The sequence below is a fragment of the Mitsuaria sp. BK037 genome, from assembly GCF_014193045.1.
In the GTDB taxonomy this organism is placed as follows: Bacteria; Pseudomonadota; Gammaproteobacteria; order Burkholderiales; family Burkholderiaceae_C; genus Roseateles.
In genome coordinates, this window is sequence record NZ_JACHYS010000003.1 from 895,404 (window position 1) to 921,641 (window position 26,238).

The 26,238-nt window shown below is 70.3% G+C and carries 22 protein-coding genes; 14 read left to right on the forward strand and 8 right to left on the reverse strand.

Annotation, left to right across the window (positions count from 1 at the left end; all coding sequences use genetic code 11):
- Position 1 precedes the first annotated feature (1 nt).
- Both FHT37_RS20695 and FHT37_RS20700 read left to right on the forward strand, forming a co-directional pair.
- Complete coding sequence (locus tag FHT37_RS20695; RefSeq protein ID WP_255488910.1) at positions 2-682, forward strand: nucleotidyltransferase family protein; 681 nt, start codon at positions 2-4, stop codon at positions 680-682.
- Entirely contained in the window at positions 672-1,184 is a 513-nt protein-coding gene (locus tag FHT37_RS20700) for a YcxB family protein (RefSeq protein ID WP_091730906.1), read from the forward strand. Before FHT37_RS20695 ends, FHT37_RS20700 begins: the two co-directional genes overlap by 11 nt.
- 68 nt (positions 1,185-1,252) lie before the next feature.
- On the opposite strand, the gene FHT37_RS20705 is transcribed toward FHT37_RS20700, so the two are convergent.
- From FHT37_RS20705 to FHT37_RS20720, 4 genes are all read right to left on the reverse strand, one after another.
- Positions 1,253-2,389 carry a YbdK family carboxylate-amine ligase gene (locus FHT37_RS20705; RefSeq protein ID WP_183484011.1) on the reverse strand — a complete coding sequence of 379 codons (1,137 nt, stop codon included), beginning with the start codon at positions 2,387-2,389 and terminating at the stop codon, positions 1,253-1,255.
- Positions 2,386-3,627 (reverse strand): cation:proton antiporter, encoded by a 1,242-nt coding sequence (locus FHT37_RS20710; protein WP_255489866.1) that lies wholly within the window; start codon positions 3,625-3,627, stop codon positions 2,386-2,388. Before FHT37_RS20710 ends, FHT37_RS20705 begins: the two co-directional genes overlap by 4 nt.
- Before the next feature lie 253 nt (positions 3,628-3,880).
- The gene (locus FHT37_RS20715; RefSeq protein WP_183484013.1) at positions 3,881-7,249 is read right to left on the reverse strand and encodes a ligand-binding sensor domain-containing diguanylate cyclase; all 3,369 of its coding nucleotides are present in this window, start codon (positions 7,247-7,249) and stop codon (positions 3,881-3,883) included.
- Positions 7,250-7,402: 153 nt separating this feature from the next.
- On the reverse strand, positions 7,403-8,383 hold the full coding sequence (locus tag FHT37_RS20720) for an aldo/keto reductase (RefSeq protein ID WP_091730919.1): 981 nt from the start codon (positions 8,381-8,383) through the stop codon (positions 7,403-7,405).
- Positions 8,384-8,507: 124 nt separating this feature from the next.
- On the opposite strand from FHT37_RS20720, the gene FHT37_RS20725 reads away from it, so the two are divergent.
- The 8 genes from FHT37_RS20725 (at position 8,508) to FHT37_RS20760 (ending at position 19,325) form a co-directional block, all read left to right on the forward strand.
- Positions 8,508-10,298, forward strand: coding sequence for an alkaline phosphatase (locus FHT37_RS20725; protein WP_183484016.1), 1,791 nt, complete (start codon positions 8,508-8,510; stop codon positions 10,296-10,298).
- Positions 10,299-10,453: 155 nt separating this feature from the next.
- Entirely contained in the window at positions 10,454-11,731 is a 1,278-nt protein-coding gene (locus FHT37_RS20730; RefSeq protein WP_183484019.1) for an FAD-dependent monooxygenase, read from the forward strand.
- Between the two features lie 25 nt (positions 11,732-11,756).
- Positions 11,757-12,995 (forward strand): MFS transporter, encoded by a 1,239-nt coding sequence (locus FHT37_RS20735; RefSeq protein WP_183484022.1) that lies wholly within the window; start codon positions 11,757-11,759, stop codon positions 12,993-12,995.
- 237 nt (positions 12,996-13,232) lie between these two features.
- Entirely contained in the window at positions 13,233-14,465 is a 1,233-nt protein-coding gene (locus FHT37_RS20740; protein WP_091730935.1) for an ABC transporter substrate-binding protein, read from the forward strand.
- A gap of 59 nt (positions 14,466-14,524) precedes the next feature.
- On the forward strand, positions 14,525-15,400 hold the full coding sequence (locus FHT37_RS20745) for a branched-chain amino acid ABC transporter permease (protein WP_091730939.1): 876 nt from the start codon (positions 14,525-14,527) through the stop codon (positions 15,398-15,400).
- Positions 15,401-15,406: 6 nt separating this feature from the next.
- Positions 15,407-17,338, forward strand: a complete 1,932-nt coding sequence (locus tag FHT37_RS20750) for an ABC transporter permease subunit (RefSeq protein WP_183484025.1) — start codon at positions 15,407-15,409, stop codon at positions 17,336-17,338.
- Positions 17,339-17,356: 18 nt separating this feature from the next.
- Positions 17,357-18,079, forward strand: a complete 723-nt coding sequence (locus FHT37_RS20755; RefSeq protein WP_091730946.1) for an ABC transporter ATP-binding protein — start codon at positions 17,357-17,359, stop codon at positions 18,077-18,079.
- A 178-nt stretch (positions 18,080-18,257) separates the two neighbouring features.
- Positions 18,258-19,325 (forward strand): hypothetical protein, encoded by a 1,068-nt coding sequence (locus FHT37_RS20760; protein ID WP_091730950.1) that lies wholly within the window; start codon positions 18,258-18,260, stop codon positions 19,323-19,325.
- Between the two features lie 6 nt (positions 19,326-19,331).
- Here the strand turns inward: FHT37_RS20760 and FHT37_RS20765 are convergent, their stop codons facing one another.
- Positions 19,332-20,141, reverse strand: coding sequence for an SDR family NAD(P)-dependent oxidoreductase (locus FHT37_RS20765; protein WP_183484029.1), 810 nt, complete (start codon positions 20,139-20,141; stop codon positions 19,332-19,334).
- Positions 20,142-20,248: 107 nt separating this feature from the next.
- Between FHT37_RS20765 and FHT37_RS20770 the strand changes: the two genes are divergently transcribed.
- The 4 genes from FHT37_RS20770 (at position 20,249) to FHT37_RS20785 (ending at position 23,641) form a co-directional block, all read left to right on the forward strand.
- Positions 20,249-21,220 (forward strand): LysR family transcriptional regulator, encoded by a 972-nt coding sequence (locus FHT37_RS20770; protein WP_091730959.1) that lies wholly within the window; start codon positions 20,249-20,251, stop codon positions 21,218-21,220.
- A gap of 6 nt (positions 21,221-21,226) precedes the next feature.
- Positions 21,227-22,849, forward strand: coding sequence for a GGDEF domain-containing protein (locus FHT37_RS20775; protein ID WP_091730962.1), 1,623 nt, complete (start codon positions 21,227-21,229; stop codon positions 22,847-22,849).
- Positions 22,850-23,019: 170 nt separating this feature from the next.
- Positions 23,020-23,325, forward strand: coding sequence for a hypothetical protein (locus tag FHT37_RS20780; protein ID WP_147240851.1), 306 nt, complete (start codon positions 23,020-23,022; stop codon positions 23,323-23,325).
- Positions 23,306-23,641: a hypothetical protein gene (locus FHT37_RS20785; RefSeq protein ID WP_183484030.1), complete on the forward strand. Its 336-nt coding sequence runs from the start codon at positions 23,306-23,308 to the stop codon at positions 23,639-23,641. Before FHT37_RS20780 ends, FHT37_RS20785 begins: the two co-directional genes overlap by 20 nt.
- Before the next feature lie 12 nt (positions 23,642-23,653).
- Here FHT37_RS20785 and FHT37_RS20790 read toward each other — a convergent pair whose 3' ends face one another.
- From FHT37_RS20790 to FHT37_RS20800, 3 genes are all read right to left on the reverse strand, one after another.
- On the reverse strand, positions 23,654-24,970 hold the full coding sequence (locus FHT37_RS20790; RefSeq protein ID WP_091730971.1) for an RNA polymerase sigma factor: 1,317 nt from the start codon (positions 24,968-24,970) through the stop codon (positions 23,654-23,656).
- A gap of 120 nt (positions 24,971-25,090) precedes the next feature.
- Positions 25,091-25,501 (reverse strand): VOC family protein, encoded by a 411-nt coding sequence (locus FHT37_RS20795; protein ID WP_091730975.1) that lies wholly within the window; start codon positions 25,499-25,501, stop codon positions 25,091-25,093.
- A gap of 197 nt (positions 25,502-25,698) precedes the next feature.
- Positions 25,699-26,064 carry a YciI family protein gene (locus FHT37_RS20800; RefSeq protein ID WP_091730979.1) on the reverse strand — a complete coding sequence of 122 codons (366 nt, stop codon included), beginning with the start codon at positions 26,062-26,064 and terminating at the stop codon, positions 25,699-25,701.
- Positions 26,065-26,238 lie beyond the last annotated feature (174 nt).

The window sequence follows — 26,238 nt, forward strand, 5'->3', positions numbered from 1 at the left end:
CATGATCCTCGCGGCCGGGCGCGGCGAGCGCATGCGGCCGTTGACCGACCACACGCCCAAGCCGCTGCTGAAAGTGCGCGGCAAGCCGCTGATCGAATGGCACATCGAGGCCTTCGCCCGCGCCGGCATCCGCGACATCGTCATCAACACCGCCTGGCTGCACGAGCAGTTCGAGGCGACGCTGGGCAACGGCGCGCGCTGGGGCCTGCGGCTGCATTACAGCCACGAAGGCGCGCGCTACGGCCGCGCACTCGAGACCGGCGGCGGCATCGCGACGGCGCTGGACCTGCTGTGCGCCGACGGCGACGAGGCCTTCTGGGCAGTCTCGGCCGACATCTTCATCCCAGACTTCGTCTTCGATCCGGCCCAGGCCGCGGCCTTCGCCGCGAGCCCGCTGCTGGCGCACCTGTGGTTCGTGCCGAAGCAGCCGCGCCATCCGACCGGAGACTTCGGCATCGACGCGGCCGGCTTCGCGACGATCGACGGCAACCTCGAGGTCTACAGCAACATCGGCCTCTACAAGCGCGCCTTCTTCGACGGCGTGCAGCCAGGAGAGCACCAGCGCATCCGCGTCAGCCTGGACCGCGCGATCCAGGCGCGCGCGGTGACCGCGGAGCTCTACACCGGGCCCTGGGCGAACGTGGGTTCGCCGGATCAGTTGGAAGAACTCAATGGGAAATGAGCCCGTTCGCTTCGAAGGCGAAATCACTTGGCCCGAATATCGCCATGTCCGGCGCCGCCTGTTGCCGTGGTGGGGCCGGCCAGCATTCATCTGGACGATCGCGTTTCCGGTCCTGATGTTCTGGAACATCGACATCGACGCCGCCCGCAACGATCCAGGCGAATTCGTATTCCAGCTCTTGCCTATGGGACTGTTGCTGCTGATCGCCGCCTGGGCGATCAAGGCGGTCGAGCGTTGGCAGTGGAAGTCCCACCTCAAGCTGCAAGGCCGGACCAGCGGAGAGGTCGGGACCGCCGGCCTGCGATTGAAGACTGAGTTTGTGACCGCCGAGCTGCCGTGGACCAAGATCACGGGATACAAGATCGATGATCAACTGGTCCTGCTTTATTACACGCCGCTGTGCGCGTACTTTCTCCCGCGAAGCTTTTTCGCCGATGAGACTTCGTGGAAAGCGCTTCAGGCCGTGGTGAAGCGACACGCGAACGCGACGACAGCTCGCTGATCCGCCCCGCCACGGCGGTCCCCAGGCATTCAGGAACACGCGGCCCTCACCTCGGTGAGGGCCGGCGCTCAGCGCGCGTTCGCCACCGGCCGACCGGCCCAGCGCTCGCACTGCTGGCGCACCAGCTCGTTGAGCAACTGCTCCTTCTCCACCACGCCGCGCGCCCAGGTCGCGTCGTTGCCCTGCCAGCGCATCTCCTCGCGCACGTAGCGCAGCGCCGGCTCGGCCTTCAGCGCCGCCGCGTGCGGCTCCAGCGCATGCAGCGTGACGTTCAGGTCCTCGCGCAGGCTGCGGTGCTCGCCGCTCTTCGGGTCGACGAAGGTGCCGTCCAGTCCGAAGCGGCAGGCCTGGAAGCGGTTGAAGGTGTAGGGCAGGTAGTCGTCCTCGTGCAGCGCGAACGGCTGGTCATGAGAGATCCACCGCGCCAGACACTGGATCAGCGCGGCCAGCGCCGAGGCCTTCTCGATCGTCAGCGGCGTGTCGAGCACCCGCACCTCGATCGTCCCGTACTCGGGCTTGGGACGGATGTCCCAGTAGAAGTCCTTCATGCTCTTCACGACGCCGGTGTGCGTCATCTTCTCGAAGAACACCAGGAAGTCGTCCCAGGTCAGCACGAAGGGCGCGCGCCCCGACAGCGGGAACGCGAACACGGAGTTCAGCCGCGCCGAATGGAAACCGGTGTCGTTGCCCTGCACGTAGGGCGAGGAGGCCGACAGCGCGATCAGGTGGGGGATGAAGCGCGACAGCCCGTGCAGCAGCCGCAGCGCATGGTCCGGCCCCTCGCAGCCGATGTGCACGTGCTGGCCGAAGACGGTGAACTGCTTGCTCAGGTAGCCGTAGAGCGAGGAGATCTCCTGGAAGCGCGGCTTGTCGAAGATGCGCTGCTTGCTCCAGTGCTGGTAGGGATGCGTGCCGCCGCCCGACAGGCCGAGGTTGAGCTTGTCGGCGCTGCGCACCAGCGCGTCGCGGGTGATCGTCAACTGCTCCAGCACCTGCTCGTAGTTCGTGCAGACGTTGGTGCAGAGCTCGATCATCGAGTCGGTGATCTCCGGCGTGACATCGCCGGGCAGGGTCTCGCCCTTCATCACGCGCAGCAGGTCCTTGGACCCCGGCATCAGGTCGTAGTCGTGACGGTTGACGATCTGGAGCTCCAGCTCCACGCCCATCGTCAAGGGCTTGGATGTGGCGAATGGTTCGAGGCTCATCGCTTCGCAGCCTCCTTCACAGGGGTTTCAGGGTGATGCTCGCCGGCCAGGCGCAAGCCCCATTGCACGGCGATCGGTCCGACCAGCTCCATGAGCGCGATCGTGGACAGGATGACCGGCGCCAGCAGCGCGGCGGTCTGCGGGTGATGCAGCTGCACCTCGCTGAACAGCACCAGCATCGTGCCCGACACCGGGCTCAGGCACACCGCCAGCGCGACGCCCTGGCGGGTGTCGATGCCGCTCAGCCGCGCCATGCCGGTCAGGGCGATCGCCTTGGCCAACAGGCGCAGCAGCAGCAGGGCCAGCGCCAGCACCGCGCCCGCGGCCAGCGCCTGCAGCGTCCAGGCGGAACCCACCGCCACGAACAGCATCAGCACCAGCACGCCACCGGCGGTGCCGAAGTGGCGCGGCCAGACCCAGGGCCGCTCGGTGGTGTTGCGCAGGATCATGCCGGCCAGCAGCGGCACCAGCAGCGTCGACAGGTTCAGCACCCGCGCCACGCTCAGCGCCACCAGCACCAGGCCCAGCAGCATCAGCACCGAGTTCTCGTTGCGCAGGTCCAGCCGCCGCATCAGGCCGGCCGTCAATCGCGCCAGCAGCGCCGCGACGATCACCGAACCGACGAAGGCATACAGCGGCTGCGCGACGGCCTCCAGCCAGTCGCCCTTCTGGTCCAGCGCCAGCCAGCCCAGCAGCAGCTTGTGCGCGAGCACGCCGTAGATCGTGTTCAGCGAGGTCAGCGCCAGCATGCGTTCGCTGACCTGGCCGGCCGCGCGCAGCTCGGCGCCGACGCGGCCGACGACCGCGGCGCTCGAGGCCATCGTCAGCACCGCGCAGCTGATGGACACCAGCGGGCTCACGCCCAGCAGCGTCAGGCCGTAGCCGACGACGACGAAGCTGACCGCGGCCTCGGCCGCGCTGGCGCCGAGCAGCGCCTTGTTGTTGCGCAGCCAGCGCAGGTTCACGCGCGAGCCCATCTCGAACAGCAGCAGCGCCAGCGCCAGGTCGACGACGAGCCGCAAGCGCGCGTCCAGCGCGCCGTTGGCGAAGATGCCATGGCCCAGCGCCGCCAGGATCATGCCGACGACGCTGTAGCCGACGACGCGCGGCAGGCCCAGGCGGCGGTTCACGAATTCGCCGAGCACGCCGGCGGCCACCATGGTCAGCGAGGCCCAGAACAGCCAGTCCGGGCGCGGCGGCCAGGCGCTGAACTGCAGGAAGTTCGCAAGGTCGTTCATCAAAACGAAGGTTCTCCTCGATTCGTGGACGGCGGCCAATCCGGCCGGGGGAAGCCCCCGATCATCGGGCCATTCCGGTCGCCATGGAGCGAAGCCGGGGCAGGCGCTGGCAGCCTTTACTTGTCGGCTTTACCGATTGCCGGTCATCGGCACTCGGCGGGAGCGCCATTTGCCGCGCTCGTGCCGTTCTCATCCAGCGCTCGGCAATTGGCGGGTCCGCCCCTGCGGGGACCAGCGCGGCGAGCGTCCAGGGTCAGGACTTGCCGGCGTCGATCGGCCGCGCGACGGCGGCTCCGGCATCGGCCGGCGGCGAAGAGCGCACGACCTTCAGGTCGCCGCTGGCCAGCCAGTCTGCCATCGATCCGCGCGAACGCTGGCGCAATGCGCCCTCGAGCTCCGTCACGTCCGGCGCAAAGCGCCCTGCGACGTCGACACCATGAACGGCCCCGGCGATGCCGGTCACGCCTTCCCAGCCGTTGCGCCCGGCGCGCTTGACCGCATACAGCGCCTCGTCGGCCAGGGCCACCGTCGCGGCCCAGTCCAGCGCGCGCGGCAGCGCCGGCGACAGTGGGAAGGCCGCGAAGCCCACCGAGCAGGTGACGTCCACCTGCCGGCCCTCGCCGAGCTCGAAGGGCGCGCCGCAGACCTGCAGCCGCGCGCGCTCCGCGAGCTCGGCCGCATGCCGGCGGGAGGTGCCACGCGCCACGATCAGGAACTCCTCGCCGCCCCAGCGGACCAGGTAGTCGGCCTCGCGGAACACGGCGGTCAGGCGGCCGCGCATCTGCTGCAGGACCGCGTCGCCCGCCGCGTGGCCGAGGCGGTCGTTGAGCGCCTTGAAGAAGTCGAGGTCGAGCAGGAAGAAGATCAGGTCGCCATCGTCGGGCGGCGCATAGCCGTCGTCGCGCGCCTGCTCGTGACGACGCACCGCGAGCGCCACGTCGGCCTCGATGTGCTGCGTCAGGAAACGCCGGTTGCGCAGGCCGGTGAGCGGATCCGACAGACTGGACTCTTCCAGCGCCACGCTCTTGGCCTGCAGGTCGGCGGAGAGCCGCTCCAGCTCCGCGGTGCGGGCCTTCACCTTGATCTCCAGCGCCAGCTGCGAGCGCCGCAGGTAGGCCGTGCGCAGCGCCACCAGCGCATAGACCAGCGCGATCAGCGCCGCGCCACCGAGCGTGCGGGCCCACCAGGTCTGCCACCAGTCCGGCAGCACGCGCACCGGGATGCTGAGCTCCAGCGGGCTCCAGACGCCGTTGCGGTTGGTGCCGCGCACCCGCAGCCGGTAGCGGCCGGGATCGAGGTTGGTGTAGACCGCCACGCGCAGGTCGGCGCCGGTGCTGATCCATTCCGGATCGAAGCCTTCGAGCTGGTAGGCGTAGCGGTTGCGCTGCGGCTCGCTGAAGTCGAGCGCGGCGAATTCGACGCTGAAGCTGCGGTTGCTCGCGGTCAGGGTCAGTCCTTCCTCCGGCAGACGGCCCGCGCCCAGGCGCTGACCGTCGACCCGCAACTCGGTCGCGACCAGCGCCGGCTGGTAGGTCCAGGCCTCGAAGCGCTCCGGCGTCACCACCAGCACGCCCTTGCTGCCCCCGAAGAGCAGGCGCCCGTCGCGCGTCTTCAGGTAGGCGCGGAACCAGCCGGTGCCGATGTCGACGCCATCCGCGTTGGTCAGCTCGTAGTAGCTGTCCTTGGCCGGGTCGTAGACGAAGCTCTGCGTCCAGATGCGGCCGTCGCGGTCCTCGAGCAGGTTGGCGCCGAAGGCCCGGCCGATCACGCCGTGTTTCTCGCTGATGCGCTCGAACGCCGCCTCGCGGCCGTCCCAGCGCGCCAGCAGGTGCAGGCCGGACGCGGTGTCCACCCACAGGCGCTGCCGCGAATCGACCAGCAGGCCGACGATCGAGTGATGGCTCAGGTCGCGCCCCGGCTGGGCGCGTACCGCGATCAGTTCCCTGGCGCCCGGCGCGAACCGGTACAGCCCCTTCTCGGTGCCGACCCACAGGCCGCCGTCGGCGGTCTCGGACAGGGCGTTGACGTCGCCCGTCAGCGGCTGGCCGCCGTCCTGGCGCAGGCGCTCCGGCGCGGCCTGCGGGCCGGCGTCCGGCGGCAGCCGATAGAGCCCGTCCTGCGTCCCGATCCAGAGCGTGCCGTCGCGGCCCGCCAGGAGCCGGCGCGCGCGACCGGTGCCGGCCTGGATGACGCGCAGCAGCTGGCGGTCGCGGGTGTACTGGTGCAGGCCGCCATCGCTGCCCAGCCAGACGCTGCCGTCCTTCATCTGGACCAAGCTGGAGATGCGTCCGCCCGACAACCCGCCGCGCTGGCCGGGCGCGGGTCGCAGCGTCGCGATCGAGCGCAGCTGCTCGTCGAGCACCGTCACGCCGCTTTCGTTGCTGCCCAGCCAGATCTCGCCGGTGTCGAGCTGCACCATCGCGCGCGTGCTCGGGTCGACCAGCTGCGGCAGCTGGCCCGGGTCGCGGCCGCGCACCCAGGTGCTGGTGTTGGCCGGGTTGTGGCGCTGCAGGCCGCCGCCGTAGCCGCCGGTCCAGATCCAGCCGGCGCGGTCGCGCATCAGTGCGCGGACCTCGTTGCCGCCCAGGCTGTCGCGATTGAGCGGATCGTGCTTCATCACCCGCAGCAGTGCGCCGTCGGCCGTCGCGCGCAACTCCAGCCCGCCGTTGCGGCCCAGCCAGACATGCCGTTCATCCACCGCGACGAAGCTGTTGACCGAGCCGTGGACGGCGTCCTCGGCGCGCTCGAGCATCCGGCCCTCGCCGGTCTTCGGATCGATCAGCGCGAGGTCGCCCTGCTGGGTGCCGGCCCAGAGCCGGCCGTCGGGCGCCTCGAACAGGCTGAGCACGATCTTGCCGGCCAGGCCGGGACGGCCCGGCGTCGAGAACACCGGCTCGAAGGCGTCTTCACCGGCGCGCTTGCGCGCCAGGCCGCGCCAGGTGCCGACCCACAGCGAGCCCTCGCGGTCGATCGCCAGTGACTGGACCCGGTCGTCGGGCAGGCTGCCGGCCTGCCGGGGCTGGTGGCGGAAGTGCTGGAAGCGGCCCTCGACCGGGTCGTAACGGTCCAGGCCGTGGCCGATCGTGCCGATCCACAGCTGCCCGTCGCGGTCTTCGGCCAGCGCGCGGATGGTGCCGGCCGACACCGCGCCCTGCGGCTGCTGCGGGCTGGCATCGGAGCGGAACAGCGACAGCTTCTCGCTCTGCGGGTCGTAGGCGGCCAGGCCGTCGGCCTCGGTGCCGATCCACAGGCGGCCGTCGCGCGCCACCAGCAGGCAGCGGATGAAGCCCAGGCTGCGGGCGGACCGCACGCCGTTCTCCAGCGGCGCGCCGGGCTGGCGGAAGTGGTAGCCGTCGAAGCGCACCAGGCCGGCGCCGGTGCCGATCCACAGGAAGCCGGCGCGGTCCTGCGCCAGCGCGGAGATCACGTTGAGCGGCACCGGGGCGTCGATGCCGACGGTCTCGAAGCGCGGCTCGGCCAGCAGCGGCACCGCCGCCGGCGCGGCCCGTTCCGGCAGGGGGGCGTCCGGCAGCGCCGCGACGCCGCCCGGCGCGACGGCCAGGGCCAGCGCGACGGCGGCGCACAGGCTCGGCAGCAGGGGCAGGGCACGTCGTCGCAGCATCGCCGGGGATGCTAGCGGCGCCCTTCTCCGCGGTTGCGGCAGCGGCGCGACAGACGAGCCCCGTCAATGGGGGGCTTGGCGGGCGGTGTGCGGATAAACCCCGACGACGGCGCGCCGCGGTGCGGCGGGCACGCCTGGCGAGGCGGCATGGGCCTACTTCGCCAGCGGGAGCGTGATGGCGTCGATGCGCGCGAGGATCTCCGGCGTGAGCCGCGGCGTGACGGCCAGCGCGCCGAGGTTGTCCTGCAGTTGCGAGAGCCGGCTCGCGCCCAGGATCACCGTGGAGACCCGCGGGTTGCGGTTGATCCAGGCGATGGCCAGCTGCGCCAGCGTGCAGCCCAGTTCCTGCGCGATCGTGGCCAGCTCGCCGACGGCGGCATTGCGCTGCGGCTCCTGCAGCTGCTCGCGCAGCCAGGACATGCTCTCCATCGCGCCGCGGCTGCCCGCCGGGATGCCGTCGCGGTACTTGCCGGTCAGCAGGCCGGACGCCAGCGGGCTCCAGGTCGTCAGGCCCAGGCCGATGTCCTCGTACAGGCGGGCGTATTCCTTCTCGACGCGCTGGCGGTGGAACAGGTGGTACTGGGGCTGCTCCATCACCGGCTTGTGGAGGTGGTGGCGCTCGGCGATCTCCCAGGCGGCGCGGATCTCGTCGGCGCTCCATTCGCTGGTGCCCCAGTACAGCGCCTTGCCCTGCGTGATCATGTCGCTCATCGCGCGCACCGTCTCCTCGATGGGCGTGTGCGGGTCGGGGCGGTGGCAGTAGACCAGGTCGATCTCGTCCAGGCCGAAGCGCTTGAGCGAGCCATCGATGGCCTGCATCAGGTACTTGCGGTTCAGCGTGTCCTTGTAGTTGACGGTCGTGCCCGACTTGTCGATGCCCCAGTAGAACTTGGTCGAGACGACGTAGGTGTGGCGGCCCCAGCCCAGCTGGCGCAAGGCCTGGCCCATGATCTCCTCGCTCTTGCCCAGCGCGTAGGCCTCGGCGTTGTCGAAGAAGTTGATGCCGGCGTCACGCGCGGCGGCCAGCATCTCGACGGCCGAGCCGGTGTCGACCTGGTTGTGATACGTCACCCAGGAGCCCAGGGACAGTTCGGACACCTGCAGGCCGCTGCGGCCAAGTCGACGGTATTGCATGCGCTTTTCCTCGTGCGTGGTTCGGGTCGGGGCGCAAGGGTAGCGGACGCACCGCGCGGTGGTGGCGCGGCATGCCGAATGCCCCGGAGGGCGGGGACGGCTTGTGCGAGAGGCGGCACCGACCATGACCAAGACACCCCTGCTCAACTGGATCAAGAAGGACGAGGCCGCCTCGCCGGCGGAGACCGTCGACCACGCCCGCCGCCAGTTGGTGCGCGGCGCGCTGGCCGCCGGCGCGCTGGCCGGGCTGCCGCTGGCCGGTTGCGGTGGCGGCGATGGCGATGGCGGGGACGACGGCGGCCCGCGCGTCGCGGTCGTGTTCAGCCACGGCGTGGCCAGCGGCGATCCCCTGGGCGATCGGGTCATCCTCTGGACCCGCGTGCTGGCGCAGGACGCCGCGGACACGCGCGACGTGCCGGTCACCTGGGAGGTGGCCAGCGACGCCGCCTTCGGCACCCTCGTGGCCAGCGGCGGCGCGGCCGCGCGCGCGGCCGGCGACTTCTGCGTCAAGGTCGATGCCACCGGCCTGCAGCCGGGCACGCGCTACTGGTACCGCTTCAAGGCCTACCAGGCGGTGTCGACCGTGGGCCGCGCGAAGACGCTGCCCAGCGGCAATGTCGCGCAGGCGAAGCTGGCGGTGTTCTCCTGCGCCAACTATCCGACCGGCTACTTCAACGTCTACGCCGAGGCCGCCAAACGCGCCGAGGCCGAGGGCTACGACCTCGCCGTGCACCTGGGCGACTACCTCTACGAATACGGCCCTGGCCAGTACGCGAGCGGCAACGCCCAGGCGCTGGGCCGGGTGGTCGAGCCGCAGCAGGAGATCGTGGTCCTGGCGGACTACCGGCGCCGCTACGCGCAGTACCGCTCGGACGCCGACCTGCAGCGGCTGCACGCGCTGCTGCCGATGATCGCCGTGTGGGACGACCACGAGATCGCGAACGACGCCTGGCGGGGCGGCGCGCAGAACCACCAGCCGGCGACCGAGGGCGACTTCGCCGCGCGCCGGGCCGCCGCGGTGCAGGCCTGGCACGAGTGGCTGCCGGTGCGCGATGGCGCCGATCCGCTGACGACCTACCGCGGCTTCGACTTCGGCTCGCTGATGTCGCTGCACATGCTGGACACGCGGGTGATCGCGCGCAGCGAGCAGCTGGACTACGCGGACTACCTCGGCGCCTCGGGCCTGGACAGCGGCCGGTTCCAGGCCGACATGGCCCGCGCCGACCGCACGCTGCTGGGCACGACGCAGGAGGAGTGGCTGCAGGCGCGCCTGCAGGCATCGACGGCGACCTGGCAGGTACTGGGGCAGCAGGTGCTGATGGGCCGGATGGACATCCCGTCGCCGATCCTCTTCGAGGCCAATGCGCCCGGCACCGGCGTGACCGTGTCGCAGTACGCGGCCATCGTCGCCAAGGCGCAGAACGACCCGGCCAGCCTGACGCCGCAGGAGCAGGCGGTGCTGAACGCGCCCAGCCTCCCCTACAACCTCGATGCCTGGGATGGTTACCCGGTCGCCCGCGAGACGCTGCTGGGTGCGGCGCGCCAGCTCGACAAGAACCTGGTCGTGCTGGCGGGCGACACCCACAACGCCTGGGCCAACGACCTGCTGGACGGGGCCAACCGCCAGGTCGGAGTCGAGTTCGCGACTTCCTCGGTGACCTCGCCGGGCTTCGAGGAGTACCTGCCCAACGAGGACCCGCAGCAGCTTGCCGGCGCGCTGACGCAGCTGATCGGACCGCTGGTCTACGCGGACACCTCGCGACGCGGCTACATGGTGATCACCGCCACGGCGGCCGAGTGTCGCTGCGACTGGATCTTCGTCAGCACCATCCTGAGCCGCGACTACACCGCGTCGCTGGCGCAGTCGCTGCGCACCTTGCCGGGCGCGGGACAGCGCAGGCTGGTCGCGGTGTGACCGGCGGCCGTCGCCCGGTCGCGGGCCTTCGCGCGCCGATGCGCGCTGGCGCAAGCCGCTGCGATCCCGCCGAGCCACGGCGAAAGGGCCGGCGCTATAGTCGTCCGCAGCCGGCCGCCTGACGCGGCCGGCACCAGTTTTCCCGGGTCGACGTCATGTCCCAAGCTCCAGACTCCGCCGCTCATTCCGCCTCGACGGCGCCCGATGCCTTCGACGCCGCCTTCGACGGCCAGGCCCCGCCGCTGCGTCTGGCCGTGATCGGCGCGGGACCGGCCGGGCTCGCGCTCGCGCTGCTGGCCGCGCGTTACCTGCCGCAGGCGCAGGTGAGCCTCTTCGACGCCCGGCCGCTGGAGCGCGATGTCTCCGGCGATCCGCGCACGCTGGCGCTGTCGCTGGGCAGCATGCAGCTGCTGCAGCGCCTGCGCGTGTGGCCGGCGGCGCAGGCGCAGCCGATCCGCGAAGTCCATGTGAGCCAGGCGCCGCCGACGCTCTCCAGCCCCTGGTTCGGTCCCTCGGGCGAGCCCGAGGTCCGCATCAGCGCCGCCGAGCAGGCGGTGCCGCAACTCGGCGCGGTGCTGGCCTACGGCCAGCTGGTCGCGCCGCTGCAGGCCGCCTGGCAGCAGGCCAGCGCGCTGGAGCCGCGGCGGCTGGTCAGCCGCTTCGGCCAGGCGGTGGACGGCCTCAAGCAGGACCGGCCGGACGAGATCGAGATCGATGCCGGCATCGCCGAGCGCTTCGACCTGGCGGTGGTGGCCGAGGGCGGCGTGTTCTCCGAGCAGGCCCGCAAGTCGCTGACGCGCGACTACCGGCAGAACGCCTGGGTGGGCACGGTGACGCTGGCGCCGGACAGCCCGGTGGGCGTGGCCTATGAGCGTTTCACGCGGCGCGGGCCGCTGGCGCTGCTGCCGCTGCCCGACCGCGACGGCCAGCGCCGCGCCGCGCTGGTCTGGTGCCAGCCGCAGGACGAGGACGAGGTCGAGGGCCTGAGCGACGCGCAGCGGCTGGCGGTGATCCAGCAGCAGTTGCCGGATCGCGTCGGCCGCCTGCTGGGCATCAGTCCGCTGAAGTGTTTCCCGCTCGGCCTGAATGCCGAACGCACGCTGGTGGAGGGCCGCCGCATCCGCATCGGCAACGCGGCGCAGACGCTGCATCCGGTGGCGGGGCAGGGCCTGAACCTGGGACTGCGCGACGCCTTCGCGCTGGTCGAGGCGCTGCGGCGCGATCCGCAGGTCGACCAGGCGCTGCGGCGCGTCGAGTGGCAGCGCGCGCCGGACCGCTGGGCGACGATCCTGACCACCGATTTCCTCGCCCGCACCTTCGCCTGGCGCTGGCCCGGACTGCCGGCGGCGCGCGGGCTCGGCCTGGCGGCGCTGCAGGCGATGCCGCCGCTCAAGCGGGCGCTGGCCGGGCAGATGATGTTCGGCCGCCGCTGAGCGGCCACCGCCTGCCCACCTCCCGATGAGCAGTTCCCCGGGCCCGGCGCCCGCCGCTGCCCCGCACGGCGAGCACGCCGAGCCCGGCACGCGCGCCTACCGCCGCATCGCGTTCGCGCTGTTCCTGGCCGGCTTCACCACCTTCTCGCTGCTGTACAGCGTGCAGCCGCTGCTGCCGCTGTTCGCGGCGGAGTTCCGGGTCGGCGCGGCGACAAGCGCGCTGTCGCTGTCGCTGGCGACCGGTGCGCTCGCGTTCGCGATCCTCTGCGCCGGGGCGCTGTCGGAGAGCATGGACCGCAAGCGGCTGATGTTCGGGTCGATGGCGATGGCGGCGCTGCTCAACCTGATCGCCTCGGTGGTGCCGGGCTGGCATGGGATGCTGGTGGCGCGGGCGCTGGAGGGCCTGGTGCTGGGCGGCGTCCCGGCGGTGGCGATGGCCTACCTGGCCGAGGAGATCCATCCGAAGGGCCTGGGCCGGGCGATGGGCCAGTATGTCGGCGGCACGGCCTTCGGCGGGATGATGGGCCGGGTCGGGGTGAGCCTGCTGAGCGATGCCTTCGGATGGCGGCCGGCGCTGTTCATCGTCAGCGTGCTGGGGCTGCTCGCGGCGATCGGCTTCTGGCTGCTGCTGCCGCCATCGAAGCACTTCGTGCGCCGCCGCGGCGTGACGCTGTCGGAGCATGTGGCCACGTGGCGGGCGCATCTCACGCATCCGATGCTGCCGCTGCTGTTCGCGATGGGCTTCCTGATGATGGGCATGTTCGTCGCGGTCTACAACTACGCCGGCTTCCGGCTGATGAGGCCGCCGTTCTCGCTGAGCCAGAGCGCGATCGGGCTGATCTTCTGCGCCTACCTCTTCGGCATTGCCGCGTCGGCGACGGCGGGCAGTCTGTCCGACCGCTTCGGGCGGGCGCCGGCGCTGCTGTCGGGCATCGCGCTGGCGACGGCGGGCGTGGGGCTCACGCTGCTGGCCTGGCTGCCGGCGGTGATCCTGGGCATCGTGCTGCTGACGATCGGCTTCTTCGTCGCGCACTCGGTGAGCAGCGCCTGGGTCGGCGCGCTCGGCGGACGCAGCAAGGGCCATGCGGCTTCGCTCTACCTGCTCGCGTACTACCTCGGCTCCAGCACGCTCGGCGCGATGGGCGGATGGTTCTGGGACCACGGCGGCTGGGGCGCGCTGAGCGGGTACGCGATGGCGGTGCTGGCGGTGGCTGTGATCGCCGCGTGGGCCCTGCGGGCGCGCGGGCGCGCCGCCGACGCCTGAGTCCGGCGAGCCACGCGCGCACCGCAGTGGCGCGTGCCGGCGGCACGTCCACAGACCTGACACCACGCTGAACGCCGCGCTCCGGGTTTGCGAGTACGTAATCGCATGCGTGCAATCCGACACGCTTGATGCACCATGTTCCGAGAAGGCTGACGCCGTGCGTCCGGCTGTTTGTTGTACCGGCGCTCGAGGGTTGGCGTTCCGACCCCTCATGGACCAGACCATTCGGAGACAAACATGATGTTCAGCGCGCGTTGGATCACCGCTACCGCCCTGGCCGCCGCCAGCTTCGCCGCCCTCGCGGCCGACCCGATCAAGATCGGCGTCTCCGGCCCCTTCACCGGCGGTTCGTCGTCGATGGGCGTCAGCATGCGCGACGGTGTGCGATTGGCAGCCCAGGAAATCAACAAGAACGGCGGGGTCTTGGGCCGCCAGATCCAGCTCGTCGAGCGCGACGACGAGGCCAAGAACGAACGCGGCGTCCAGATCGCCCAGGAACTCATCAACCGCGAGAAGGTCGTCGCCACCGTCGGCTTCATCAACACCGGTGTCGCGCTCGCCGCGCAGCGCTTCTACCAGGACGCCAAGATCCCGGTGATGAACAACGTGGCCACCGGCTCGGTGATCACCCAGCAGTTCAAGGACCAGCCCGAGAACTACGTCTTCCGCAACGCCGCCCACGACTCGATCCAGGCGCCGATGATCGTCGAGGAGGCCATCACCCGCCGCGGCTTCAAGAAGGTCGCCATCCTGGCCGACTCCACCAACTACGGCCAGCTCGGCCGCGCCGACCTGGAGAAGGCGCTCGAGCTCAAGGGCATCAAGCCCGTCGCCGTCGAGAAGTTCAACATCAAGGACGTCGACATGACGGCCCAGCTGCTCAAGGCCAAGGAGGCCGGCGCCGAGGCCATCCTGACCTACGGCATCGGCCCCGAGCTGGCGCAGATCGCCAACGGCATGACCAAGCTTGGCTGGAAGGTGCCGATGGTGGGCAGCTGGACGCTGTCGATGGCCAACTACATCGACAACGCCGGCCCCGGCGGCGAAGGCGCGCGCATGCCGCAGACCTTCATCCAGGAACCGACCACGCCCAAGCGCCAGTCCTTCATCGTCAACTACCTCAAGACGTTCAACCCGAAGAACAGCCGCATCGATTCGCCGGTCTCGGCCGCGCAGGGCTACGACTCGATCTACCTGCTGGCCGCGGCGATCAAGCAGGCCGGCAGCACCGAAGGCCCCAAGGTCAAGGCTGCGCTCGAGGACCTGAAGGCCCCCGTCGAGGGCGTCGTCACGACCTACAACAAGCCGTTCACCAAGACCGACCACGAGGCCATCACCGCCAACATCCCGGTGTTCGGCGAGGTGAAGGGCCAGCGCGTGGTCTATGCCTACGAGGCCGACTTCAAGGCGGCCTCCGAGGTCAAGGTCAAGGACGTCAACGCCAAGGGCGCCTTGACCCAGAAGAAGTGACCCCACGAAACGGCCGCCCGGTGCGGCCGTTTTTTCTTCCCTGACGTCCCGGACTCCGTATGCAGATCCTGACCCAACTGGTGTTCAGCGGCATCGCGCTCGGCATGATCTACGCGGTCATCGCCTTCGGCTACCAGCTGACCTTCTCCACCTCCGACACCCTCAACTTCGGCCAGGGGGACGCGCTGATGCTGGGCGCGCTCGTGGGCCTGACGCTGGTCGGGCACGGCGTGAACTACTGGCTGATGATCCCGCTGGTGTGCCTGTTCGGCGCGCTGCAGGGCGCCTTCGTCGAGCGCATCGGCGTGCGTCCCGCCATCAAGATCAAGTCGGAGTTCGGCTGGATCATGTCCACCATCGCGCTGGGCATCATCTTCAAGAACGTGGCCGAGAACGTCTGGGGCCGCGACGACCTGAAGTTCCCGTCGCCGCTGCCGGAGGCGCCGATCAAGCTGCTCGGCGCCAACGTGCTGCCGATGGAGATCCTGGTCGTGGTGGGCGCGCTGCTGATGATGCTGGCGGTCGAGCTCTTCAACCGGCGCTCGATCTACGGCCGCGCGGTCGTGGCGACCTTCAACGACCGCGACGCCGCCAAGCTGATGGGCATCAACACGGGTCTGGTGATCACCTTCTCGTACGCGCTGTCGTCGCTGACGGCGGCCTTCGCCGGGGTGCTGATCGCGCCGCTCACGCTCACGGGCGCCACGATGGGCGCGGTGCTCGGCCTGAAGGCCTTCGCGGTGGCGATCATCGGCGGGCTGACCTCGGGCATGGGCATCATCGTCGGTGGGATCATCCTGGGCATCGCCGAGACGACCACCGGCTTCTACCTGTCCACCGGCTACAAGGACGTGCCGGGCCTGGTGCTGCTGCTGATCGTGCTGGCGCTCAAGCCGGCCGGCCTGTTCGGCAAGACCGCGATCAAGAAGGTCTGAGCCCCCATGACGACCAAGATCAATCCGAAGAAATTCGTCGCGGGCGCCGTGGCCATCGTGGCGCTGTTCGCGTTCCCGCTGGTGTCGGGCAACCCGTACTACATCCACCTGGTCGAGACCATCATGATCTACGCGATCGTGCTGTTCGGCCTGGACATCGTGGTCGGCTACACCGGGCAGGTCTCGCTGGGCCATGCCGGGCTGTTCGGCATCGGCGCCTACACCGCCGGCGTGCTGATCACCAAGTTCGGGCTCTGGATCCTGGTGACGCTGCCGCTGGCGGTCGGCGTGACGGCCGCCTTCGGCGCGCTGCTGGCGCTGCCGGCGCTGCGCGTGACCGGGCCCTACCTGGCGATGGTGACCCTGGCCTTCGGCACCATCATCCAGATCCTGATCAACGAGATGGACTTCCTGACCAACGGGCCCATGGGCATCACGCTCACCAAGCCCAAGCTGCTGGGCCACCAGCTCGACGAGACGGAGTTCTACTGGCTGGTCGCGGTGATGCTGCTGGCGTCGCTGGTGTTCGTGCATCGCGTGCTGCGCTCGCACCTGGGCCGCGCGTTCGAGGCGCTGCGCGGCAGCCCGGTGGCGTCGGACTGCATGGGCGTCTCGGTCTACCGCTACAAGGTCTACGCCTTCGTGGTCAGCGCCGGGCTGGCGGGCCTGGCCGGCGCGCTGTACGCCTACTCCGAGCAGTACATCTCGCCCAACACCTACAACTTCGAACTGACGGTGATGTTTCTGCTGGCCATCATCATGGGCGGCCGCAAGACCCGCACCGGCGCGCTGCTGGGCGCCGCGATCATCGTGCTGCTGCCCAAGCTGCTCGACGACCTGCAGCTGTTCCGCTACGTGTCGGTGGCCTTTGCGCTGCTGGTGGTGGCGGTGACCGTCGTGGCGCTGCGCCGCGGCAAGGTCGGCGGCTTGCAGGCGGCGGTGCCGGTGGTGGGCAGCATCGCGCTGGCGGGGCTGTCCTTCGTGCTGGAGACGATGACCGACTGGCGCCTGTCGATCTTCGGGCTCATCACGCTGTTCGTCGTCTACTACCTGCAGGACGGCATCGTCGGCTTCGTGCGCGGCGCGCTGCACATCAAGGCCAGGCCGGTGGGCGAGGGCGGCCCGGTGGCCGAGAAACCCGCGGACGCCATCGCGCGGGCCGGCGGCGCGGACGAGCTGCTGATCGACGCGCGGGGCGTGCTGATGCAGTTCGGCGGCCTGAAGGCGCTCAACAACGTCGACCTGCAGGTGCGCCGCGGCACGATCCACGGCCTGATCGGCCCGAACGGCTCTGGCAAGAGCACGATGATGAATGTGCTGACCGGCATCTACGTGCCGACGGCGGGCGAGCTGCGCTTCGTCGACCGCTCGCTGGTGGGGCGCACCTCGGCCGACATCGCGCTGTCGGGCATCGCGCGGACCTTCCAGAACGTGCAGCTGTTCGGCGAGATGAGCGCGCTGCACAACGTGATGGTGGCGCTGCATCACAGCTTCGGCAGCAACCTGGTGCAGGTGGCGCTGCACTCGCCGCGCTACAACGCGGAGGACGCCCAGGCCCGGGCCCGGGCGCTGGGCCTGCTGGAGTTCGTCGGACTGGGCGAGCTGGCCTTCGAGGAGGCGCGCAACCTGCCCTACGGCAAGCAGCGGCTGCTGGAGATCGCGCGGGCGCTGGCGCTGGACCCGAAGCTCCTGCTGCTGGACGAACCCGCGGCCGGCCTGACGGCGCCGGACATCAAGGAGCTGATGCGCATCATCGGCAAGATCCGCGACCACGGCATCACGGTGATCCTGATCGAGCACCACATGGATGTGGTGATGGGCATCTGCGACGTGGTGTCGGTGCTGGACTTCGGCCAGAAGATCGCCGAGGGCAGGCCGGCGCAGGTGCAGGCCGATCCCAAGGTGATCGAGGCCTACCTCGGCGGCCAGCCGGCCTGAGCGCGGAGCGGAACAGACATGCTCAAGATCGATCAACTGCATGCCGGCTACGGCAAGGTCGAAGTGCTGCACGGCATCTCGGTGGAGGTGCCCAAGGGACGGGTGGTGACGCTGATCGGCTCCAACGGGGCCGGCAAGACGACGACGATGCGGGCGGTGTCCGGGATGATCGCGCCCAGCGCCGGGCAGATCACGCTCAACGGCAAGCGCATCGACGGCCTGGAGTCGTACCACATCGCGCGGCTGGGGCTGGCGCATTCGCCGGAGGGACGGCGCGTGTTCGCCACGATGAGCGTCACCGACAACCTGCGCCTGGGCGCGTTCCCGCGCTACACGGGCGCGCGTCCGAAGGGCGATGTCGACGCCGACCTGGAGAAGGCGATGGAGCTCTTCCCGCGCCTGAAGGAGCGGCGCCAGCAGCTCGCGGGCACGCTCTCGGGCGGCGAGCAGCAGATGCTGGCAATGGCGCGCGCCACCATGCTCAACCCCGAGGTCGTGCTGCTGGACGAGCCCTCGATGGGGCTGGCGCCGATCCTGGTGGACGAGGTGTTCCGCATCATCGAGCGGCTGAAGGGGGAAGGCGTGACGATGCTGCTGGTGGAGCAGTTCGCCGCGGCCGCGCTGGCGGTGGCCGACTACGGTTACGTGCTGGAGAACGGGCGCATCTCGCTGCACGGTCCGGCGGAGAAGCTCCGCACCGATCCGGCGGTGAAGGCGGCCTATCTGGGCGGCGGGCATTGACGCCGGGCCCGGGCGCCCGCCCGACCCGCGCGACGACTCCGATCGGGCATCGCGCGCCTCCAAGCAGTTGGAATCGCCGCGATGTCCATCGCGAATGCAGGAGTGCCGCGGGTCGACGCGCTGCCTAGAGTGACTGCCTCGCCCCGCTCCGGGGCTTCTCCTCCAGCGAGGTGCAGTCATGACGAACACTCCCCAGCGCGAGCCCGATCGACCGCCGGTCGAGGCCTGGCAGGCGCAGGGCCTCTATCCGTTCTCCCGCGATCCGGAGACGCCGGTCGAACTGTTGGAACGACAGCTGTTCGACCAGGTTGCGTGGCACCTGTCGCGCTTTCATCCGGTGTTTCGCACCCTGGCGCCGGAGGCGGTGGCCCTGCAGTTCCGGGTGCTCCGGCAGGCCGTCGAATGCGGTCCCGAGGAACTCCAGGCGCTGTTGACCGAGGTGCTCAACCTGCCGGCGGAGGACCGCCAGAGGATGGCGGAACTGCTGAAGGACGTGTCCTTGTCCTCGGTGATCCGCGAATCCCATGTGGTGACCCAGCGCCTTCAGCTGCTCGACGGGCTGGAGACGCTCCTGTTCGATGAAGTGCTGCGACCGCACGTCAAGGAGCGTGGGGAACTGCACCGCATCGTCGCGCGCAACCCCTGGCTGTTCGGCGACGAGTTCGCGCTTTCAGTGGACAACCGATCATTGACGGAGGTGCTGCGCAAGCACCGGGAACTGCTGGGACGCAATGTCGCGATCGATGAGCCCATCGAGGCGGTCGGCGACAAGCGCTCGATCATCGACCTCATGTTCTCCCGTGCGACCAGGCGGCACCAACCGTCGACGCTGGAGCACCTCGTCGTCGAGTTGAAGGCGCCGCGTGTCGCGATCGGGCGCAGGGAGATCAACCAGATCTCCGACTACGCGCTGGACGTCACGGGCGACGAACGATTCCTGTCTGTGAAAGTCAAGTGGTCGTTCTGGCTGGTGGGGCGGGACATCGAAGAAGGCTCGCGGAACCGCGCGAGGCTGCAGGAAGAGCTGCATTTGCGCAGCCCGTTCAACTATTCCGTCCACGTCGTGACCTGGGCGCAGTTGATCGACGAGAACCGGGCCCGCCTGCAATTCCTCCAGGAAACCCTGGACTACAAGGCCAGTCGGCAGGCGGGACTGAAACATCTGCAGCGTCGCTATCCCGACTGCCTCGGAGAGGTGGTGCAGCGCGCGCAGGAGCCGCAGGCCCCGTATGCGCGCGCGGGGTGAGACCGATCAGACAAACATGCCGCCCGACGCTTCCACGCGCTGCGCGTTGACCCAGCGGTTGTCGTCCGACAGCAGCGAGGCGACGACCGGTCCGATGTCATCCGGCAAGCCGACGCGGCCCAGCGCGGTGACCGACGCGACAAGGGCGTTGACCTGTGCGTTGTCGCGCACCGTGCCGCCGCCGAAGTCGGTCTCGATCGCGCCGGGCGCGAGCGTGTTCACGCGGATGCCACGCGCGCCGAACTCCTTGGCCATGTAACGCGTCATCACCTCGACGCCGCCCTTCATCGTCGCGTACGCGCCGTAGCCGGGCATCGCGAAGCGCGCCAGGCCGCTGGACACGTTGAGCACGCTGCCGCCGTCGTTCATCAGCGGCAGCAGCGCCTGCGTCAGGAAGAACGGGCCCTTCAGGTGCACGCGCATCAGTTCGTCGAACTGGGCCTCGGTGGTGTCGGCCAGCGGCGCATGCACGCCCATGCCGGCGTTGTTGACCAGGTGGTCGAAGCGCTCGCGCTGCCAATGCTGCTGGAGCGTCTGCTTCAGCGCCTGGGCGAAGGCCGGGAAGCTGCCGCTGTCGCCCACGTCGAGCGGCAAGGCCGCCGCGCGGCCGCCCAGCTGGCGGATCTCGTCGATGACCGCCTGCGCCTCGGCCTGCTGGCTGCGGTAGGTCACGATGCTGTCGATGCCGCGGCGGGCGAGATGCACGGCGGCGTTGCGGCCCAATCCGCGGCTGCCGCCGGTGATCAGCGCGATGCGGGTCGGGGTGGAGGTGGAAGCGGAAATGGAGGCGGAAGTGGAAGCGGTGGTCGCCGTCATGGTGAGCTCCTGCTGGGGTCGGTGAATCGGATGCAGGAACTTTATTGATCGATGGCTGGCGTATAAATCGTCCTGAACCGATTTGACCGTTCATGCGAGACGAACAAATGAGCGACGCTCCCCTCCGCTTGCCGGCCTCCCCGCCGCCTTCGATCGAGACGCTCCAGGTCTTCGTCCGGGTCGCGGAACTGGCCAGCTTCACCCAGGCCGCGCAGAGTCTGGGCCTGCCCAAGGCCAGCGCGTCCACGGCCGTGCAGCGGCTCGAGGCCAGCCTGGGCACGCGGCTCTTCCACCGCACGACGCGGCGCGTGCAGCTGACGCAGGACGGGCAGGCCTGCTACGAGCGCTGCAAGGACCTGCTGGCCGACCTCGACGACATGCAGACCATGTTCCAGCCGGCCGCCAGCGGCCTGCGCGGCCGGCTGCGGGTGGACATGCCGATGCGGATCGCCCAGGACCTCGTCGTCCCGCGATTGCCGGAGTTCCTCGCGGCGCATCCGGGGCTGGAGGTCGAGCTCAGCAGCACCGACCGCCGCGTCGACCTCGTGCGCGAGGGTTTCGACTGCGTGCTGCGCGTGGGGCCGCTCGGCGATTCCACCCTGGTGGCCCGGCCGCTGGGCGCGCTGGCGATGGCCAACCTGGCCAGCGCCGCCTACATCGCCGAGTTCGGCATGCCCGAGTCCCTCGAGGACCTGGCGCGCCATCGGCTGGTCCAGTACGTGACGACGCTGGGTCAGCGCTGCCCCGGCTTCGAATGGTGCGACGACGCCGGCGCGACGCACTTCGTGCCGATGACCGGTGCGCTGACGGTGAGCGATTCCGGCTCCTACGCGGCGGCCTGCCTGGCGGGGCTGGGCCTCACGCAGGTGCCGCGCCACGGGATCGAGGCGGAGGTGCTGGACGGCCGTCTGGTGGAGGTGCTGCCCCGCTTCCGGCCCGCGCCGATGCCGGTGCACCTGCTCTACGCGCACCGGCGCCAGTTGCCGCGGCGGGTGCAGGCCTTCATGCAATGGCTGGCCGAGCTGCTGGCGCCGCGGCTGTTGCCGCTATCCTCTGCCTCCTCGGTACCCACCTCCTGAACCGCCTTGCGTTCCGATCCCGTCCTGGACCCGCCGTCCGCGCTGTCCCAGCAAGCCCGCGCCGTGCTCGCCGCCGGCGATGTCGCCGCGGCGCAACCGCTCGGCGAGGAGTGGCTGCTGCTGGCGCTCGAGCAGGCGGACGAGGCGCAGCAGGCCCAGGCGCTGCTGCACCTGGCGCGCTGTGATCGCGCGCTGCATCGACCGGGCGAGGCCCGGGGACGCAGCGAACTGGCGGCCCGGCTGTTCCGGCAGCAAGGCGACGCGTCCGGCGAGGCCGGGGCGCTGTCGGTGCTGGCGCACAGCGCGTCGCTGGCCGGGCATCACGAGGAGGCGATCGAGGCGGCGCTGCTGGGGCTGCGGCTCGCGCAGCTGCGCGGCGACGGCGCGGCGCTGGTGCTGGCGCTGGAGGACCTCGGGGCCTGCCACGTGTGGGCCCGCAACTTCGACAAGGCGGCCGAGGTGCTGCGCCAGGCGGCCGACGCCGCCAACGCCAGCAAGCCCAGGCGCAGTCCGCTGACGGCCTGCCTGTGGCTGGCGATGGGCTCGCTGCTGGCCTACGCGGGCGAGCGGGAACAGCGGGGGCAGTTGCCGCCGCTGGGGCCGCTCGAAGGGCACCTGATCAACGCGCGGCATCTGCTGGCCGAAGGCGATGCCGAAGCACAGTGCTGGTGGACGCTGATGCAGACGATGGCGCAGATCTGGAAGGGCGCCTCGGCGTTCGCGCAGCCGGAACTGCAGCTGGCCTTGGCGCAGTTGCCGGCGCAGGAGCGGCATTGGCTCGCCTCGCTGGCGGGCTGGGTGCAGGCCGAGCTGGCCTGGGCGCGGCGGCTGTGGCCGCAGGCGCGTCGGGCCGCGGCGCAGCTGGTGACCGAGGCCGACCTGGTCCAGCACGAGCCCCTGGCGCAGCTGGGCGAGCTGATCGCCAGCCAGATCGAGGAACAGCAGGGGCAGCCGCAACGCGCGCTGCAGCGCCTGCGCGCGCTGCGCGAGCGCGAAGCGCGGGTGCGGATCGCCAGCCTTGCGAGTCGCGAGTCGACGGTGCAATGGCAGCTCGACGCGCGCCGCAGCGAGCGCGACCGCGTGCAACTCGCCAGCGAGGCGCAGCGGCTGGAGAAGCTGTCGATGGAGGATCCGCTGACGGAGCTCGCCAACCGCCGCAGCTTCGAGGATCACGCGCGGGCGCAGCTCGCGGCCGGCGGCGTGGTGAGCCTGGCCTTGATCGACGTCGACCACTTCAAGCAGGTGAACGACCAGCACTCGCACCTGGTCGGGGACCAGGTGCTGAGTCAGATCGCGCGGCTGATGCGCCAGCATGTGCGGGAGCACGACGTCGCGGCGCGCCTGGCCGGCGACGAGTTCGTGCTGCTGCTGCGCGGCGCGACCGAGGAGGTCGCGCAGCAGGCCTGTCGCCGGCTGGACGAGGCGGTGCGCCGGCACGACTGGAACGCGGTGTCGGACGGCCTGCGCGTGAGCATCAGCATCGGGGCCGCGCAGCGGCAGGAGGGCGATACGCTGGAGACGCTGATGGCGCGCAGTGATGCCGCGATGTACGCCGCCAAGCGCGAGCGTCAGGGCGCCGGCGTGCGCCTCACCGACGAGAGCGAAGGCGAAGGCGACGCGCCGGATTGAATCGGCCGGAAGGACCGTGCTCATCGAGGCCGTCGGGCGACGGCGTCGGCGCAAATACACAAGAACCTGCGTGGCGGTTTCGCCGAAAACGCGCCGTGGGTGAAGGTCGACCGGTTCGATCGGTGCCAAGAATGGAAACCTCTTTCGCACCTTGCCTGCCAGGAGGTTTCATGACTGATGCCCATGCTGCCGGATCGTCGGGACGGATCGCCCCGATGGGAGATCCGAGGTTTCCTTCCATTCCGGGTCCGTTGACCGATGCCGGTCGACGACGACTCGACTACGTTCAATCGCTGATCGACTGCCGCTCCCGGAAGCGGGTCGTCGCGCCAGGGGAGGATGCCCGACCGTTCGACCTGCCCGAACGATTGATCGCGATCTACGCCCGCAATCCCGATGTCCTGAACTATCCGCCGCGTGCGGGTGAGCTGCAGGGTGCGCTGATGGAGATGCGCCATGGTTGCGGTGGTTGTTGACGCGAACGTCGCGCTGGGCATCGCGCCGTATGTGTTCCACGCCGAATGCGCTCACTCGCTGCTCAAGCGGAGTCGATCAGGGGGCTGGCCGCCGGGGACCGTCCAGGACTACGCGGCCATGATCGAGTCCTATCGCGTGGTCCTGCATCCCCAGATCACGCTCTTGCTCGAGCATGTGGACGCCGCGGTCAAGCGCCATGTGCAAGGCTTTGACCTGCTGTATCTGGACCTGGCGCTGGCCACGGGCGCGTCGATCGCGACCAAGGATCGGGGCTTGATCGCCGCGGCGGAGCGTGTCGGTGTGCGCGTGTTCTGAGCTGCGGGGCCCTCAGTGCCCCTGCTCTCTCGCCCGCCTGAGCAGCAGCTCCCGTTCCCGCGCATTGGCGGTCATCGCGGCGGCGCGCTCGAATTCCTCTTTCGCCTCGGCATTGCGTCCCAGCCTGGCGAGCAGGTCGGCACGCACGCTCGGCAGCCAGGGGTACTGCTTCAGCGCCGGCTCCTCCATCAGCTGGTCGACGATCTCCAGACCGACCGCCGGCCCGAAGGCCATCGACAGCGCCACCGCGCGGTTCAGCTCCACCACCGGCGAAGGCTGCCGGATCGCCAGCACCTCGTAGAGGGCCGCGATGCGCGGCCAGTCGGTGTCCTCGGCGCGCCGTGCCCGCGCGTGGCAGGCCGCGATCGCCGCCTGCAGCGCGTACGGCCCCGGACCCTCGCCGGCACCCGCGTTGTCACCCACGTCGCCCCCGGGCTCGGCGGGGAGCCGCTCGGCGGTGGCCAGCGCCGCCAGCCCCCGCTCGATCGATCCCTGGTCCCAGGTCGACCGGTCCTGCTCCAGCAGCAGCACCGGCTGCCCCTGCGCATCGACGCGCGCCGAGGCCCGCGAAGCCTGCAGTTCCATCAGCGCCAGCAGCCCGTGGACCTCGCCCTCGCGCGGCGCCAGCCGCACCAGCATCCGCGCCAGCCGCAGCGCCTCGTCGCACAGATCCTGACGGATCCAGCGCTCGCCGCTGGTGGCGGCGTAGCCCTCGTTGAAGATCAGGTAGAGCACCTCCAGCACCGCCGCCAGGCGGCCGGTCAGGGCCTCACCGCGCGGCAGCTCGAAGGGCACGTTCGCCTCGCCCAGCGTGCGCTTGGCGCGGACCAGCCGCTGCGCCACCGTCGGCTCCGACTGCAGGTAGGCGCGGGCGATCTCGCCGGTCGTCAGGCCGGCCACCATCTTCAGCGTCAGCGCCACCCGCGCCTCCAGCCCCAGCACCGGGTGGCAGGCGCAGAACATCAGCCGCAGCACGTCGTCGCCGATCTCCCGCGCGGCGCGCTCGTCGTCCAGGTCGTCGACGAAGTCCGGCACGATCATCGCCTCGCGCGCATCGAGCTCATGCCCCAGCTGCTCGAGCTTGTCGCCGCTGAGCTTCACATGGCGCAGCCGGTCCAGCGCCCGGTGTTTGGCGGTGGTCATCAGCCAGGCCGCCGGCTTGTCGGGCAGGCCCTGCCTCGGCCAGGTCTCCAGCGCGGCCACCAGCGCGTCCTGCGCCAGCTCCTCCGCCAGCGACACGTCGCGGGTCAGCCGTGACAGGGCACCGATGATCTTGGCGGACTCCTGCCGCCAGACGGTGGTGATCGCGCGATGGGTCTCGTCGGTCATGCGCGCGATCGTACGGCCTGGGCGGCGGGGATGCCGCTCCGCATGCCGCGCGTGGGGTCGGGCGCCGGACCGCGGGCACCGGCGCCAGCGGCGTCGCCGCCCGGGCGGGCCCGCCAGGGCTCAGGCGCCGGGGAACTGCGTGATGTCCATGTACATCAGCTCCCAGATGTGCCCGTCCGGGTCCGCATAGGCCTGGGAGTACATGAAGCCCATGTCCTGCGGCTCGCGCGGCACGGTGCCGCCGGCGGCCCGGGCCTTGGCGATCAGCTCGTCCACCTGTGCCTTGCTCTCGCAGGACAGGCAGGTCAGCACTTCGGTCGTGGTGTGCGCGTCCGAGATCTTGCGCGGCGTGAAGGTCTGGAAGAACTCCTCGACCAGCAGCATCGCGTAGATGTCGTCCGAGATGACCATCGACAGCGCCTGCTCGTTGGAGAACTGCGGGTTGAATTCGTAACCCATCGCGCTGTAGAAGCGCTTGCTGCGCTCGACGTCCTTGACGGGCAGGTTCACGAAGATTTGCTTGTGGCGCATGGTGCTTGTCCTGAAGCGGGGTGAGGGGGTCGAGCCCGAGCGGGTGAAGAAGCGGTCGCATCGTGCCCTCCGGCGGGCGGCGCCCCGGTCCTTCCGGGGCGTCCACACTGGCACGACGGCCCAGGCCCGCCGGTTTCGACAGGTCTCGACACGATCAGCGAGAAAAACCGGGACGAGCTGTTCGTCCCGACGCGCCCTCAGGCCTTCGATTCCTCGTAGCAGGGCACCAGCGAGCGCACTTCCACCGTGCACCATTCGGCGGCCGGGCATTCGCGGGCGATCGCCAGCGCTTCCTCGCGGGTCTTCACGTTCAGCCAGAAGAAGCCGCCAACCATTTCCTTGGCCTCGGCGAAGGGGCCGTCGATCGTCGTCATGCGGCCGTCGCGCTTGGCGACGCGGGTCGAGCCGTTGACCGACTGCAGCGACTGCGCCGCCTGCAGCAGGCCTTGCGCCTGCAATTGGCCGGCGAAGGCGGTCATGCGCGCATAGGCCTCGCGGCCCTCTTCCGGCGTGCGCGCCTCGCGTTGGCCGACAGGTTCGTTGATCAGCAGGATGTAGCTCATGCGGGTCTCCGTGGAATGCGGGCGAAATGCCGGGGAGGCGGATCAGCGGGCTATTGGACACCATGGACCGGATGTCCAGCCGAAGGTCAGGGGCATGGGCGCGGGCGCCGAGCGGGCCCCTCCGCGCCGCAGGCCGTCGATCCATCCGGCGGGCTGTCGATCCGTCGTTTCCCC